The sequence below is a fragment of the Lacinutrix sp. MEBiC02404 genome, assembly GCF_053601575.1.
In genome coordinates this window covers 135,708-149,281 of sequence record NZ_JBSHNV010000165.1, presented here as the reverse complement: position 1 = coordinate 149,281, position 13,574 = coordinate 135,708, and the positions used below count along the sequence as shown (strand labels likewise).

General features: G+C 33.3%; 18 protein-coding genes. 12 read left to right on the top strand and 6 right to left on the bottom strand.

Going from position 1 to position 13,574, the window contains the following annotated elements; translation table 11 throughout:
- Positions 1 to 4 precede the first annotated feature (4 nt).
- The 6 genes from ACVCXO_RS08555 to ACVCXO_RS08530 all read right to left on the bottom strand — a co-directional run bounded on the left by ACVCXO_RS08555 (position 5) and on the right by ACVCXO_RS08530 (position 5,056).
- On the bottom strand, positions 5 to 994 hold the full coding sequence (locus ACVCXO_RS08555) for an aldo/keto reductase (RefSeq protein ID WP_452229171.1): 990 nt from the start codon (positions 992 to 994) through the stop codon (positions 5 to 7).
- A gap of 26 nt (positions 995 to 1,020) precedes the next feature.
- On the bottom strand, positions 1,021 to 2,583 hold the full coding sequence (locus ACVCXO_RS08550; RefSeq protein ID WP_452229170.1) for a protein adenylyltransferase SelO: 1,563 nt from the start codon (positions 2,581 to 2,583) through the stop codon (positions 1,021 to 1,023).
- Positions 2,584 to 2,605: 22 nt separating this feature from the next.
- A complete protein-coding gene (gene msrA, locus ACVCXO_RS08545) occupies positions 2,606 to 3,145 on the bottom strand; it encodes a peptide-methionine (S)-S-oxide reductase MsrA (RefSeq protein WP_452229169.1) in 540 nt (179 codons plus the stop codon).
- Positions 3,135 to 3,596 (bottom strand): peptide-methionine (R)-S-oxide reductase MsrB, encoded by a 462-nt coding sequence (gene msrB, locus ACVCXO_RS08540; protein WP_452229168.1) that lies wholly within the window; start codon positions 3,594 to 3,596, stop codon positions 3,135 to 3,137. Before msrB ends, msrA begins: the two co-directional genes overlap by 11 nt.
- Positions 3,597 to 3,865: 269 nt before the next feature.
- Positions 3,866 to 4,159, bottom strand: a complete 294-nt coding sequence (locus ACVCXO_RS08535; protein WP_452229167.1) for a hypothetical protein — start codon at positions 4,157 to 4,159, stop codon at positions 3,866 to 3,868.
- Positions 4,160 to 4,186: 27 nt separating this feature from the next.
- Positions 4,187 to 5,056 carry a universal stress protein gene (locus tag ACVCXO_RS08530; RefSeq protein WP_452229166.1) on the bottom strand — a complete coding sequence of 290 codons (870 nt, stop codon included), beginning with the start codon at positions 5,054 to 5,056 and terminating at the stop codon, positions 4,187 to 4,189.
- 173 nt (positions 5,057 to 5,229) lie between these two features.
- On the opposite strand from ACVCXO_RS08530, the gene ACVCXO_RS08525 reads away from it, so the two are divergent.
- The 12 genes from ACVCXO_RS08525 (at position 5,230) to ACVCXO_RS08470 (ending at position 13,554) form a co-directional block, all read left to right on the top strand.
- A complete protein-coding gene (locus tag ACVCXO_RS08525) occupies positions 5,230 to 5,688 on the top strand; it encodes a hypothetical protein (protein WP_452229165.1) in 459 nt (152 codons plus the stop codon).
- A gap of 32 nt (positions 5,689 to 5,720) precedes the next feature.
- Positions 5,721 to 5,939, top strand: coding sequence for a hypothetical protein (locus tag ACVCXO_RS08520; RefSeq protein WP_452229164.1), 219 nt, complete (start codon positions 5,721 to 5,723; stop codon positions 5,937 to 5,939).
- 16 nt (positions 5,940 to 5,955) lie between these two features.
- On the top strand, positions 5,956 to 6,321 hold the full coding sequence (locus ACVCXO_RS08515; RefSeq protein WP_452229163.1) for an arsenate reductase family protein: 366 nt from the start codon (positions 5,956 to 5,958) through the stop codon (positions 6,319 to 6,321).
- A gap of 113 nt (positions 6,322 to 6,434) precedes the next feature.
- Positions 6,435 to 6,821 carry a hypothetical protein gene (locus ACVCXO_RS08510; RefSeq protein ID WP_452229162.1) on the top strand — a complete coding sequence of 129 codons (387 nt, stop codon included), beginning with the start codon at positions 6,435 to 6,437 and terminating at the stop codon, positions 6,819 to 6,821.
- A gap of 6 nt (positions 6,822 to 6,827) precedes the next feature.
- Positions 6,828 to 8,102: an MgtC/SapB family protein gene (locus tag ACVCXO_RS08505; protein WP_452229161.1), complete on the top strand. Its 1,275-nt coding sequence runs from the start codon at positions 6,828 to 6,830 to the stop codon at positions 8,100 to 8,102.
- 260 nt (positions 8,103 to 8,362) lie between these two features.
- Positions 8,363 to 8,629 carry a DUF5661 family protein gene (locus ACVCXO_RS08500; RefSeq protein ID WP_452229160.1) on the top strand — a complete coding sequence of 89 codons (267 nt, stop codon included), beginning with the start codon at positions 8,363 to 8,365 and terminating at the stop codon, positions 8,627 to 8,629.
- A 136-nt stretch (positions 8,630 to 8,765) separates the two neighbouring features.
- Positions 8,766 to 9,275 carry a ferritin gene (locus ACVCXO_RS08495; RefSeq protein WP_452229159.1) on the top strand — a complete coding sequence of 170 codons (510 nt, stop codon included), beginning with the start codon at positions 8,766 to 8,768 and terminating at the stop codon, positions 9,273 to 9,275.
- 41 nt (positions 9,276 to 9,316) lie between these two features.
- Positions 9,317 to 10,918, top strand: coding sequence for an oleate hydratase (locus ACVCXO_RS08490; protein ID WP_452229158.1), 1,602 nt, complete (start codon positions 9,317 to 9,319; stop codon positions 10,916 to 10,918).
- Positions 10,919 to 10,953: 35 nt separating this feature from the next.
- Positions 10,954 to 11,772, top strand: a complete 819-nt coding sequence (locus ACVCXO_RS08485; protein WP_452229157.1) for a DUF1269 domain-containing protein — start codon at positions 10,954 to 10,956, stop codon at positions 11,770 to 11,772.
- A 37-nt stretch (positions 11,773 to 11,809) separates the two neighbouring features.
- A complete protein-coding gene (locus tag ACVCXO_RS08480; protein WP_452229156.1) occupies positions 11,810 to 12,499 on the top strand; it encodes a 2,3-bisphosphoglycerate-dependent phosphoglycerate mutase in 690 nt (229 codons plus the stop codon).
- Positions 12,500 to 12,530: 31 nt separating this feature from the next.
- The gene (locus ACVCXO_RS08475; protein ID WP_452229155.1) at positions 12,531 to 13,022 is read left to right on the top strand and encodes a hypothetical protein; all 492 of its coding nucleotides are present in this window, start codon (positions 12,531 to 12,533) and stop codon (positions 13,020 to 13,022) included.
- A gap of 31 nt (positions 13,023 to 13,053) precedes the next feature.
- On the top strand, positions 13,054 to 13,554 hold the full coding sequence (locus tag ACVCXO_RS08470) for a hypothetical protein (RefSeq protein WP_452229154.1): 501 nt from the start codon (positions 13,054 to 13,056) through the stop codon (positions 13,552 to 13,554).
- The last annotated feature ends 20 nt before the right edge of the window (positions 13,555 to 13,574 follow it).

Sequence of the window (13,574 nt, the reverse complement as noted above, 5' to 3'; positions counted from 1 at the left end):
TTATTTAGTTCCAAGCTAATTGTTTTCTTTCTTGCCAATATGCCGTTGGGTCGACTTTAAAGCTTTTTAGCAGATTTATTTCTTCTTCCGATAAGGTTATTTTATCCACTTGAAGATTCGATTTTAATTGCTCGGTATTGCTTGCACCACTTAAAATAATACTTTTTTTAATGTTTTGGGCACAAAATTTTAAAGCGATTACATCTAATCCTACTTGGTGTTTTGTTGCTAATGCTTCTAAAGTATCGTATAATTTAGCGTACTGACCATAATTACTATTTCTAAAGATGCGACCATTTGCAACAGCTTCTTTAATAATGATTTTCTTATCTTGTTGTACTAGTTCATTCGCTATTGCTTCTAAACTCTGGTCTAAAATATTATAGGTAATCTGAAAGCCATCAAACAATTGTTTTCCTTCTACAGTAACATCTAGTGCTTTTTTTATTACTTCCAATTGGTTGCTTCCAGTGGTTGTAATTCCAATCTGCATGTTATGCTCGTTTTTTAAAAAGGCTAATTGCTTTAAAACATCCGTGTTATTTAGAATACCAGTTTCTAAGGTTGCAGAATGTATTTGATATATTTTTATATGCGGAAGAAATGCCCTAGATACTTCCCATTGTTCCTTTAGTTTTTCTAAACTGTGTTCTTTTACTTCATGCACTTTTGCATTTGCGTCAAAATTTGCGACATAGGTATAGCCCCATTTTGTTGCTATTTGAATTGTTGGGTCGTTTTTGGTTTGTAACCATTCCAATAATAAATCTTCTGCCAATCCGTAACCAGGAGCAGTATCAAAATACCGAATTCCTAATTGGTACGCATGCTCTAGCACATTAAAACTATTTTGTTTAAATACTTCTAGATGTGGATTTGCATTTTTATCCTTTCGTATATTGATGTATTGTGGTCTTCCTAATGCTGCAGTACCAAGTCCTAACATTGTATTGTTTTTATGGTTATAAATGCCTTCCGGATACCCTTTAGACAATTTGTGTATCTATTTAACTAAAAGTATTATGAACTACAAGATAACATAGAACAGCCGACTTTATTTCTTGCCCAATCCGGACGCTTAGCAAACCATTTTTCGTTTTCTGGCTGTTCGTTATACGGATTTTTTAATAGCTGAAATAATTCGTCAATTAATTTATAATCGCCTTTGTTTGCGTCATCAATTGCTAATTGCGACATATAATTACGAAGGACATATTTAGGATTCACCTCATTCATTTTTTGCTTTCGCTCTTCTGCGGAAAGACTTTCCTTTTGTAAACGATTTGCATACGCTATAAACCAAGTATTCCATTTTTCTTTTATAACCTCGGAAAGGTCCTCTGGTGTATAAAAAGCATCTTTTATGATTGCTAATCCTTCCGAAGGGTTTTCCGAAGAAAAATCGCTTAAGTTTCTAAAAAATATAGTCATATCGGTTTCCGTTAACTGAAGGATTTCGTCTAAACTAAAAATCAAGGACACATCATTTTCGCTTTCTAAAAACAATCCTAATTTACTTTGCATCATGGCTACGTATTGTTCTGCAGCCTTTTCGTTATAAAGATTTAAAATATTCTCTAAACCTTCTGCTTCACCAATTAAAGGATATAGTGCATTTGCTAGTTGAAATAAATTCCATAGACCAATTTCTAACTGCGCACCAAAACGATAGCGTTTATGTTGGTTATCTGTAGTGTTTGGTGTCCAATTGGCATCATAACCTTCCAACCAACCATAGGGTCCGTAGTCGATGGTTAGTCCGAGAATAGATAGGTTATCGGTGTTCATTACGCCGTGAACAAAACCAACGCGTTGCCAATGGATAATCATTTTTAAAGTATCGTTTAAAACCGTTTCAAAAAACTGTAAATAGGTTTCTTTACTTGGTTTTCCTAAATGCGAAAAATGATGTTTTATGGTATAATCTACAAGCGTTTTTAGAGTTTCATTGTCTTGTCTAGCAGCTAATATTTGATAGCTTCCAAAGCGTAAAAAACTAGGAGCGATACGTGAGACAATAGCACCTTTTTCGTAAGCAGCATTGCCGTCATATAGCATATCTCGCAATACCTGATCGCCAGATAAACTTAAAGATAAAGCTCTGGTGGTTGGCACGCCTAAATGGTACATGGCTTCGCTACATAAATACTCCCGAACTGAAGAACGCAAAACCGCCAAGCCATCTGCCGTACGCGAATATGGCGTTGCACCGGCTCCTTTTAATTGTATTGCCCAGTGTTTGTTGTTGTGTTCCACTTCGGTTAAATTAATAGCACGACCATCGCCTAATTGTCCAGCCCAATTGCCAAATTGATGTCCGCCATAACACATCGCATACGGTTTTGTATTTGGTAATACTTCATTTCCAGAAAAGACATTTAAAAAGTCCGTACTTTTTGCTTCTTCCAGAGTGATGCCTAATTCGGTAAGCATTTCTGGAGAAACATGTACGAGTTCCGGATTTGCCGTTTTTGTTGGTGTAACAAAAGAAAAACAAGCTTTTTCCACTTGTCTTCTGGTGTTTTCCAGAATGGCATCTGCTGGTAATTCGGTATTAAATCTATCTTGTATATTCAATTTCATTATTTCCCTTTCCTTAAACTTCTTATTTTAGTTTATCGCTGTGCAACTTTCTAAGCTTTGCTAATTTGGGGTCAATTACAAAAGAGCAATAGCCAAAACCAGGATTACTTCGGTAGAAATCTTGATGCTCTTTTCCTGCTTCGTAAAAAATAGGGAAGGCACTTATTTCTGTTACAATGGTATTTTCGTAATACGGAGCAATTTCAGAAAGCACCACTTCGGCAATTTCCTTTTGTTTTTCATTATGGTAAAAAATAACCGAACGATATTGCGTTCCGCGATCGGCACCTTGTTGATTTAAAGTGGTAGGGTCGTGTGTGGTCATAAAAATAACTAAAATATCTTCATAAGAAATCACATCGGCATCAAAGGTAATTTGAATCACTTCTGCATGTCCCGTTAATCCGGAAGAAATCTCGCGATAGGTTGGATGTCCAGGGACGGTTCCTCCAGCATAACCAGAGATTACTTTTTCTACGCCTTTTACTTCTAGAAATACAGCTTCTGTACACCAAAAACAACCACCACCAATAGTGGCTAATTGTAGGTTTTTAGTTTTCATTTGTTGTCCCTTTCTCTAATTGCATAGATTCTGAATTAACACAATAGCGCAATCCGCTAGGTTCTGGTCCGTCCGGAAAAATATGTCCTAAATGCGCATCGCAAGTATTACACATCACTTCTACGCGAACCATACCAAATGCGGTATCTTTTTCATACTTAATGGCGTTTTCATGTATTGGCTGTGTAAAACTTGGCCAACCAGATCCTGAGGTGAACTTAATTGTAGAATCGAACAAAGGCGTGTTGCAACAAATGCAATTATATTGTCCTTCGTCATAAATACTACAAAGCGCTCCACTATGCGGTGCTTCGGTTCCTTTTTGTCTGGTAACTCTAAATTGTTCTGGAGTTAGTAGTGCTCTCCATTCGTTTTCCGTTTTTTCGACTCTTTGGTCTGGCGTTGGATTTCCATTTACGGTATAGTTAATTACATTTTTCCAAGTAAGCATAATGTAGTTCCTTTCTTTGTTAAATTAATATATGCTTTTAAATATACATATTTGGACGCATTTTTATTAAAAAACTTACATCTATCTACTTTAAGCACTCAGTCTTCCTAAATACTTGGAAATATAAGTCTAGAGGAACAATAATTTTCTACCTAATACAGTTGGTATAGGAGCAAAATAAAAAGGAGTTACTTTTTCTTTTTAATCTAAATGATTCTTGGATCTATTACCCTAATTAATTTAGAATTTAATAGGATCAATAATTATATTTAAAGATCTATCAAAAAATCGGGACAGTAAATTGGAAGAATAAAAAACACAAAGACTAAAAACAAAATAGCCCAAAGAACCCACATTAAAAGCGGAAAAGTAATTAGGTTTCCTTTTGATTTCGGACGTAATGAATGTGCAATTAATCCATGGATACCAAGGCTCAATAGTAAAAAATCAAGACTAGAAATGATAATTAAAAAACTTTTGGAATGCGATTCTTTTGCTATAAAAAGGTAAACTCCTAATGCAACTGCTATCACAATAATGATTCTAAATATTCTTCTGGACATCTTATTAAATATTTAAGTGGTTAATTTTTATAAATGAAATATGCTATAATTTTTTGCGTTAAAACTCACCAAAGGAATCTTACCATAAGACGCCATTTTTTTAACTAAATCTCTATGAAATACATGTGATGATAGAATTTGATTTTCCCGTTCTAGCATGCCAATTAGATCTGCATTGCAAGTGCTAAAATATATTTTAAGGGTATTAAAAATATCGTCTGAATATAAAACATCTAGTACTAAGTTGGCATATTTAATACTTTTATGAATTTCATCCTGTAGTGCTTTTTCTTCCTCTATTTTTAATTTCTTATTTATAGGAAAAACATGAACAATTTTAATTGTAGCATGAAGAGGTTCTGCAATCTCTACTAGTTTATGGATGGCTCCTAAGTCTTCTTCTTCAAAATCTGTAGCATATACAATTGTTTTAATTTTGGTATGACTTGCATCTTCTGGAATAGTGATTACTGGACAAGATGCGCTTTTAAGAAGTTGTTTAGTAGTACTTCCCATAATAATTTCCTTTATAGCACTAACACCTTTCATTCCTGTAATAATAAGAAAAGCATCTAACGCATGTGCTTTTTTTGTAATCCCGTGAACTACAGATTTATCTTCTATAGCTTCCACTTTTACATGCGTCTTATCTAAATTGGCACCCAAATGTTCTTTGCAAAAAGCATTAAGTTTTAAGCTATGCTTTTTAATAGCATCACCTTCTATATCTGGAAATGGATCTTCGGCTTTTAAACTAAAATGATCTAACATGGTTGGATAATCAAAAACATGAATCACTTTTAATGTCGCTTGCATAACTTTACTCAGCGAATAGGCATATTTTAAAGCAGCAATAGAATTTTTAGAATAATCGGTAGCATATAGTATCGTTTTCATTTTTGCTTGTTTTTTATATATGAGGCTAAATTATAACCGATTAAAGTGTAAACAAATGACGTATATCAGTATGATGTTTTAAAAGACTGATGCAAGTCATTCTTTTTTAATTCTTTCATTTTTACTTTTACCTTTTTAATGTCTTTATTGAATTTTTTTTAAATAATACTAATATGAATGATTTCAGAATCAGACCCAAAGACAACTTTATTCACGAAGCAAATTGGGAACAGTTATATGCGCTTACCGAACATTGGAAATCGGATATGCTATTTTATAATGGCGACTTGAAATTTCTACATCATCTTATTGATAAATACTTTTTGTATCTATCCAAAAAGGAGAATATAGATTTGGTACTTGAAATTGAAGTGAATCTACTTCAAGTGGAGAAACAATGTAATACATTGTTAATTAGGATAAATAAACATTTCCATCATTTAGCGGAGTTGATAGCGGATCCTTTTATATATACATCGGATAAATTTAGAGAAGAACACGAACAATTGGAAGACGCTCTCTCGCAATTTGTAAAAGACTTCCGAAAAAACAGAAAAGAAGTTTTTGCAATTACCGAACATATGATTGCAGGAGAAGAATTGCTAAAGCAACTTAACATTTTACAGAAATAGATTTTAAGTTTTAACCATTAAAATTATTCTTAATGAAAGACCTACAAAAAGTATTATCAGAAATAACACAGTTAACTAATAAAATTGAAACCAATTATCCGGAGCTCTATCGATCTCTTGATGAAAACCCTTTAACGTTACCTGTTAGCAAACAGCCACATATGGATAAAAAAATAATGGCAGAATATCTAGAAAGTTTAAAGCAACTTTTAGGTCATTATATAGAGGAAGAAAAAATTAAAAACCAATAGATTTTATATTCAAATTATGGGAGAGATAGCTACGTCAAACAGACAAATAACAGTATACTATAGCTCAAAATCTGAGAGAGCGAAACAAACGTTAGCGTATGCTAAATCGGAAGGGTTTAAGGTGCAAGAAATAGACATATTAAAAACGAAGATTACGGGAACGCAACTTGTAGAGCTTGCCGAAAAATTGCACTTAGAAGTCGCAGATCTTGTGAATCAAGATAGTCCAGCGTATGCGTCTAGTTTTGAACATCACAATCTATCTACAGACGATTGGATAAAAATGATACAACACAATCCACAAATCCTTAAACAGCCTATTGCCTTAAGAGGTAATAAGACTATTCTAGTCGAGACGCCTACAGATATTCTTAAAATATAATAAAACTGGAATTTTAATTTTTGTTTCAAGACTGACATAAGTCATTTTAAACAAGTTTATAAAACGTAACCTTTGTGATATAATCTAAATAAATAAATAAATAAATAAATATCATGGAAAAGGAAATTTTATATAATTCGAATATGCATTTTGAACACCAGCAATGGGAAGGGGAACTTGATTTTTGGAAAGGGGAATTGAAGTTCTTTAATAAAAAATTAAGTGAACTAGTAATACGTTGGACAAACAAAGATGTACTTGCGCAATTAGAGCATTATCAAAATGAGTTTATTCTTCATGATGGCGTTATTGAAGACTTACAAGAAATCATAGAAAAGCATGAAGAACGCATAGCAGGACAAAGTGCAGAAGGAAAAGAAGCAATGGATGTGCAATTAGCAAAAGAGCATGTAGCATTTAGGGATAAAATGGAAACGCAACGCGAGGTATACGCAGACCTTAAAAAAGAATTTTTCAGGTTTCTAGAAAAGTATATGTAATAATTAATGCAATGGCATCAAGAAATAAATGAACTTGTAGGATCTTATATTCTAGGAGTTCTAATAAGTTTAGGGATAGGTCTTATACTTGGTCTAGAAAGAGAGTACGACAAACTCAAGGAAGATAAAGGTATAGCTGGTATAAGAACTTTTCCTATTGTAACTATTCTTGGATTTACATTAGGAAATCTTACAGAAGTTTTTACTCCTTGGCTACTAATTATTAGCCTGGGAGCTTTTATTTTATTTTTAGCATTTAGTTCCTATTCTCAAAAACAAGAAACACCAAATCAAAATTTAACCACCAATTTAGCCTTAATAGCAACCTTTGTTTTAGGCGTAATGGTTTCGGTAGCATATTACCGAGATGCAGTAGCAACAGCAGTTATTATAGTTACATTACTATCTCTAAAAACTAGATTTCGTTCCGTAATTCAAAATATTACTTCCGAAGAGCTTTTTGCATTCATCAAATTCGTAATCATAGCCTTATTAATTCTTCCTTTTCTACCCAACAAAACCTATGGTCCAGATAATCTATTAAATCCATTCGAAATTGGATCCATAATAGTAATCGTTTCCTTTTTGAATTTTATCGGTTATTTTCTTGTCAAATTTATAGGTTCAAAAAAAGGAATTATACTAACAGCAATACTTGGCGGACTCATTTCGAGTACAGCAGTCGCATGGAACTACGCATCCAGTAGTAGAGAATCACCAGAACTCTCCAAAAAGTATAGCGCAGGAATCATAGTTGCATCTGCCATTATGTTTCCAAGATTAGCTTTATTAGCATACATTTTTAACAGTAATATACTAATCCATTTAGCAATACCATTTGGTTTATTAACGTCCATTTGTGTTATAGCAACCTTGCTATTAATGCGAAAAGATGATCCAAAACCAGACACCAATATTAAATTAGGTAACCCATTGAACATGATGAATGCAATAGGTTTTGGAGTCGTATATGTTATCATTCTTTTTGCTGTTTTTTATAGTAATCAGTTTTTTGGAGAGAGTGGTTTGTACTATTCCGCCTTAATTGCAGGTCTGGCAGATACAGATGCCATTACAATAAGCATGTCCAAATTCTCTCTAGATGGCGACAAATTAACACTTGCATCTTCGGTAATTATTGCAGCGACCATCAGTAATATGTTAGTGAAATTAGGTATCACCGTTTTCAAAGGTTCTAAAGCAGCAGGGAAACTTGTTGGCTATGCTTTTGGAAGCGTTATTCTAATTGGTATTCTTTATATTTTGGTGATTAGAAGCTAACTTCATTTCTGTTTTTAAAAGTTGGGCGTGACCACAAGGGTCAGGCTTTTCATTACAATGCCTCGCATCTCCTGCGTCGAGCTGCGGGATTTTCATTGCAATCCTTCACGCAAATACGCAAAACCAAAACTTCATAAATAAATTTTATTTTTTCGTCCCGCTGACCTAGATCAGTGTTCGTATTCTTTCAGAAAAGTACTTTTATACTAGAAATTTTGACAGTGGTTTTATCCATTTTCTGTCCAATAAATTACAATACAATGAAAAAATTAAATGCACAAGAAGTAAAAGAAATTGGCGATAATCTTGGTGTCCCATGGACGGATATACCATTAGATGAATTCACAAAAGGAGTAAATGTTGAATTTGAACATGGTACAAGATATCCAGAAACCAATGTTACCAATAATGATAAAGCCTTAACAGGAAAAATAGCTTGGGCGCATTTAAAAGAGTTTCCAGATTACTATACACGCTTAGAAAAAATGGAAAATGAAGCAGAAGCTTATTGGAACAAAAAAAAGTAAACGGATTTAAATCAGTGTACTCACGCTGACCTAGATCAGTGTGTCTCTCGCCATAACATTCTAATTTTGAAGTCTAAACAGAAAACAAAAGGTAGCTGTTTAATAGCAAAAAATAAATTTTTTAAAGAGAAATAATATGAAAACGAAATCAGAATTTTTAAGCGAAGCAATGGTTAAGTTGCTAAATTATAGAGTAGAACAAGAAGAATTTTCTTCAAGAATATATCTAGCGATGTCTACTTGGTTAGATGATAAAGGATTTGTAGGAGCAGCAAAGCTCTTTAAGCAATATAGTAAGGAAGAGCTTGTGCATGCCGATAAAGCAAAAAAGATGCTTTTAGCAAATGGTATCCGACCAATCACTCCAGCTTTAAAACAACCAAAACAAGATTTTATTAGCCTTCCAGATGTTATTCTTTCGGCATTAGCACATGAAAAAGAAATCACCACACAATGCTATGCTCTTACCAAAGCAGCTCATACCGAAGAGAATTTTATGGTAGTAGAACTAGGTCTATGGTATTGTAAAGAGCAAGCTGAAGAGCTAAGTAAAGTACAGTATTTCGTAGATCGATTGGAAGCATTTGGTGAAGCGTCTATCATGTTAAGAGAACTAGATGAAGAGATGGGAGAATTAGCGGATTAATCCATTTCAAAAAACAAAAAACAACAATAAAATTATGTATTATGTACAATAGCAATAAAGATAGAAAAGCATATTTCATAGGTGGCGGAATAGGATCCTTAGCTGGAGCAGCCTTTTTAATACGGGATGGAGGAGTAGCAGGAAATAATATTACAATCTTCGAAAGTCTACCAGTATTAGGTGGTAGTTTAGATGCAGGTGGAAATCCAGAAGACGGCTATACATTGCGTGGTTCTCGTATGTTAACATTAAATATTTACGAATGCACTTGGGCTTTGTTCAAATCCATTCCGTCACTTACAGATCCTAACATATCTGTAACTCAAGAAACCATTGCGTTTAACGATAAAGTAAAATCATATGCAAAAGCAAGACTTATAGATAAAAATCGAGCAATTGTAGATGCGTCTAAGCTTGGTTTTTCTATGTCAGATCGTACAGAGCTTCTTAAACTAAGCGAAGCTAGTGAAGAAAAACTAGGTAATAGTTCGATTTACGATTGGTTTTCTCCTTCCTTTTTCGAAACTAATTTCTGGTTTATGTGGCGTACAAGTTTTGCGTTTTCACCTTGGCATAGTGCCGTAGAATTTAAACGTTACCTACACCGTTTTATGCAAGAGTTTCCTAATGTAGAAACCATGACAGGAGTGAAACGTACTGTTTATAACCAGTATGATTCTATGATTCTTCCATTAGAAGTTTGGTTGCAATCACATGGGGTTCATTTTCAAAAAGGGACTATCGTAACAGATATAGATTCAGCATATGCGCTAGATGCAAAAACAGAAACAGAAAAAGTAGTAGTAAAACATATTACCTATAAAAACGCTGGAAATATCGAAACTATTGAAATCAAAGATAGTGATTTAGTTTTCTGTCAAAATGGTTCTATGACAGATGCTTCTAGTTATGGTTCTATGACCAGTGCGCCAAAATTCTTTACAAAAGAAGATAGTCAAGGTTGGAGATTATGGGAGGAACTAGCGAATAAATATCCAGAGTTTGGTAGACCAGAAGTGTTTAATTCTAACATTGCAGAATCTTTCTGGGAATCTTTTACAGTAACATTAAAAGACACCGCTTTCTTTGATCAAATGGAAAAGTTTTCTGGTAATAAAGCAGGAACAGGTAGTCAAGTAACGCTTAAAGATTCTAATTGGTTTATGAGTTTCTCATTAAATCAACAACCACATTATAAAGACCAACCGTCTAATGTGCAAGTGTTTTTTACATACGGATTACATCCAGATCGCGTGGGTAATTTTGTAGGTAAACCAATGACAGCATGTTCCGGAGAAGAAATTCTTAGAGAACTTTGCGGGCATTTAAAATTCGATTATGATGTTGTGTTTGCAAACGCCATTTGTATTCCTTGTAGAATGCCATATATCACTAGTATGTTTATGCCTCGTTTAAAAACCGATAGACCACTTCCAGTGCCTAAAAATTCAAAAAATCTAGCATTTATTAGTCAGTTTGTAGAGATTCCAGACGATGTTGTTTTTACCGTAGAATATTCTATTAGAGCAGCACAAATGGCAGTGTATGAATTACTAGATCTGGATCTTGAAATCCCACCTATTACAAAATTCGATAAAACGCTAAAAGTGGAACTGGAAACAGTAGCGAAAGCATTTCACTAAATATAAATAAGTAGTAACCTTTAAAATCATAAAAAATGGCAAATATTATAGTTGTTCCTTTTAAGGAAGAGAAAAAAGCAATAGCAGCTTTACACAAAATCAAAGAATTGGATGTGTATGGAGATATTACACTCTATGAGCATATGATGATTCGTAAAATAGATAACAATGAATACGAAGTTTTAAATAATCAAACGGAAGGGGAAGGTTGGAGAACCTTTACAGGAATGGCTCTTGGTGGACTTGTAGGAGCGTTTGCCGGTCCTTTGGGGTTTGTTATTGGTCTATATACAGGCGTTGTTGCGGGCGCAGTTTGGGATATTAGCCGCTTTGACTTTGAAGATCAGTTTATTAAAAGAGTTAGTAATACAATGGCTGTAGGAACCATTGTAATTATTGCAGAAGTTGCAGAAGATAGTTCTATTTTTATTGATGATGCTCTAAAACCTTATAGTTCTGAGATTATTAGAAGTGAAGCAGGAATAGAATTCAATGACTTTATGGATGAACAAGTTGAAAATCTAGAAGTAGATATTGAAGACGAACGTCAAAAGCTTAGAAAAGCTACTGCAGAAGAAAAAACTAAAATTAAAGCGAAGATTGCCGATTTAAAAGCGAAGAGAAAAGCAGAAATGGCAGTATTAGAAACAAAGAGAAAAGCAGCTTTGAAAGACATTAAAAGCCAAACAAAATCCAGAATTAATAAGTTAGAATCTCGCTTGGATGGTGTTGAACATGCTATTACAGACTCTTTTGTTAAAGCAAGAAAAAACAGACTGAAAAAGAGAATTAAAAAAGAGGAAGAAAAATTATTCCAATTGCATAATGCTCTAGGTGAAGATATCGTGGATTAACAAGCAATTATATAGAATATTTCAAAATAAAAAAGAAGTGGGAAAGCTCATACTTGTAAGACACGGAAAAAGTATCTGGAATATAGAAAATATTTTTACGGGATGGACAGATATTGATCTGGCAACTCAAGGAATTGAGGAGGCCGAAATAGCAGGTCAAATTATAATGGATAATAATTTAGCTATAGATATCTGTTTTTCCTCTTATTTAAAAAGAGCGATTAGAACGGCTTGGATAATTATGGATACTGCAAATATGATGCATATAGACTTTTTGAAAAGTTGGAAGCTTAATGAACGGAATTATGGTGCTTGGCAAGGAAGAAATAAAGAAGAGGTGAGAAAGGAAGTTGGAGAAGAACTTTTCTTAAAAGTTAGAAGAGGCTTTAGTACTGCGCCTCCAAGTTTATCTAAAGAGGATGAAAGGAATCCGAAATTAGATCCCAAATATGCTAAACTTAATGTGTCAGAATTGCCATTAGGAGAATCCTTAGAGGAAACTAGACATAGAGCGGTGCAATACTTTTTTGAAGCTATTGTTCCAGAATTAGTAGAAGGTAAGACGGTTTTAGTTTCTGCGCACGGGAATTCCATTCGTGCATTAATGGGGCATATTGAAAATATTTCTTCTAAAGAAATTCCTAATGTGGACGTAAAAACCGGAGTGTTAAATATTTATGAGTTTGATACCGAAATGCATTTAAAAGCCAAATATGTATTGGCCTAATAAAGTTAATTGGAAATATAAATAATTTGATATGAAAGCTAAATTGTTATCATCGGCTGTACTAGTGTTTCTAATAGGAATTGGATCCATAGGTTGTAGTTCTACCACCAAGAAAAATTTGAAAGTAGCTAATGAAAACAGAAAGGATACTAAGCTAACTGTAAATCGGGTAAGAAAAGATTCTTCTAAGGTAATAAAGACGATAGCAAAAGTAGATTGGGAGAAATTTAAAAAAGATGCACAAATAGCTGTCAAACAAAGAGAGATTCAAATTGAAGATTTAAAAACAGAAATCTCCGTGATAAGTGAAGAGGATCAAAAATGCCGAATAGCACTAGATACATTAGAACAAAAAAAGAATAGTCTCAAAGATAGATTGCTTCAAATTAATAAAAAATTTAAGGCAGATATGGAACATCTTAATGAAAATGATGAAGCCATAAAAATAACTTTTGAAAAATCGTTTGTTCATGATATGAATGAACTTATAATGAGTATTAGAGATTTTTGTAAAAAAGAATAATATTAATAAATAGTAAATAAAATAATCAATTATGAAAAAAAATATTTTATCCTTAACCGTAATCGTATTTATGGCAGGAGTAGTTTTAACTAGTTGTGGACAGGCATCTAAACAAGATGCGAAAACCGTTAAAGAAGACGTAAAAGAACTTAATAAAGATTTAAAACAAGGTGCAAAAGACTCTAGTGAAGAGATTAAATCTTCTGTAACTTCAGAATGGAATAAGTTTGAAAATGCATCAAATACTGCCATTGAAAAAACAGAGAATAAGATACAGGAGCTTAGAGCAAAAATTGCAAAAGTGAATGAAAATGAAAAAGAAAAATGGACAAAAGAACTGGATAAACTCGAACAAAAAAATAAAGAGTTGAAAGAGAAATTAGCAAAAAGAGGTCAAGCGTTTAAAGATGATGTTATTTCTTTTAATGCGTCTACTGTAGCAAACGAACAGAAATTCGAGCGCGAGTTTAATCATGATATTACAGAACTAGGATCTGCTTTAAAAGACCTTTTTAAAAATAACGTCAATTAATAATTTAAAACTATAACGTT

Coding starts and splice junctions, on each gene's coding strand:
- ACVCXO_RS08550 (WP_452229170.1), bottom strand. CDS start 2,583: ATGAAATTGAATATACAAGATAGATTTAATACCGAATTACCAGCAGAT.
- msrA (WP_452229169.1), bottom strand. CDS start 3,145: ATGAAAACTAAAAACCTACAATTAGCCACTATTGGTGGTGGTTGTTTT.
- msrB (WP_452229168.1), bottom strand. CDS start 3,596: ATGCTTACTTGGAAAAATGTAATTAACTATACCGTAAATGGAAATCCA.
- ACVCXO_RS08535 (WP_452229167.1), bottom strand. CDS start 4,159: ATGTCCAGAAGAATATTTAGAATCATTATTGTGATAGCAGTTGCATTA.
- ACVCXO_RS08530 (WP_452229166.1), bottom strand. CDS start 5,056: ATGAAAACGATACTATATGCTACCGATTATTCTAAAAATTCTATTGCT.
- ACVCXO_RS08525 (WP_452229165.1), top strand. CDS start 5,230: ATGAATGATTTCAGAATCAGACCCAAAGACAACTTTATTCACGAAGCA.
- ACVCXO_RS08520 (WP_452229164.1), top strand. CDS start 5,721: ATGAAAGACCTACAAAAAGTATTATCAGAAATAACACAGTTAACTAAT.
- ACVCXO_RS08515 (WP_452229163.1), top strand. CDS start 5,956: ATGGGAGAGATAGCTACGTCAAACAGACAAATAACAGTATACTATAGC.
- ACVCXO_RS08510 (WP_452229162.1), top strand. CDS start 6,435: ATGGAAAAGGAAATTTTATATAATTCGAATATGCATTTTGAACACCAG.
- ACVCXO_RS08505 (WP_452229161.1), top strand. CDS start 6,828: ATGCAATGGCATCAAGAAATAAATGAACTTGTAGGATCTTATATTCTA.
- ACVCXO_RS08500 (WP_452229160.1), top strand. CDS start 8,363: ATGAAAAAATTAAATGCACAAGAAGTAAAAGAAATTGGCGATAATCTT.
- ACVCXO_RS08495 (WP_452229159.1), top strand. CDS start 8,766: ATGAAAACGAAATCAGAATTTTTAAGCGAAGCAATGGTTAAGTTGCTA.
- ACVCXO_RS08490 (WP_452229158.1), top strand. CDS start 9,317: ATGTACAATAGCAATAAAGATAGAAAAGCATATTTCATAGGTGGCGGA.
- ACVCXO_RS08485 (WP_452229157.1), top strand. CDS start 10,954: ATGGCAAATATTATAGTTGTTCCTTTTAAGGAAGAGAAAAAAGCAATA.
- ACVCXO_RS08475 (WP_452229155.1), top strand. CDS start 12,531: ATGAAAGCTAAATTGTTATCATCGGCTGTACTAGTGTTTCTAATAGGA.
- ACVCXO_RS08470 (WP_452229154.1), top strand. CDS start 13,054: ATGAAAAAAAATATTTTATCCTTAACCGTAATCGTATTTATGGCAGGA.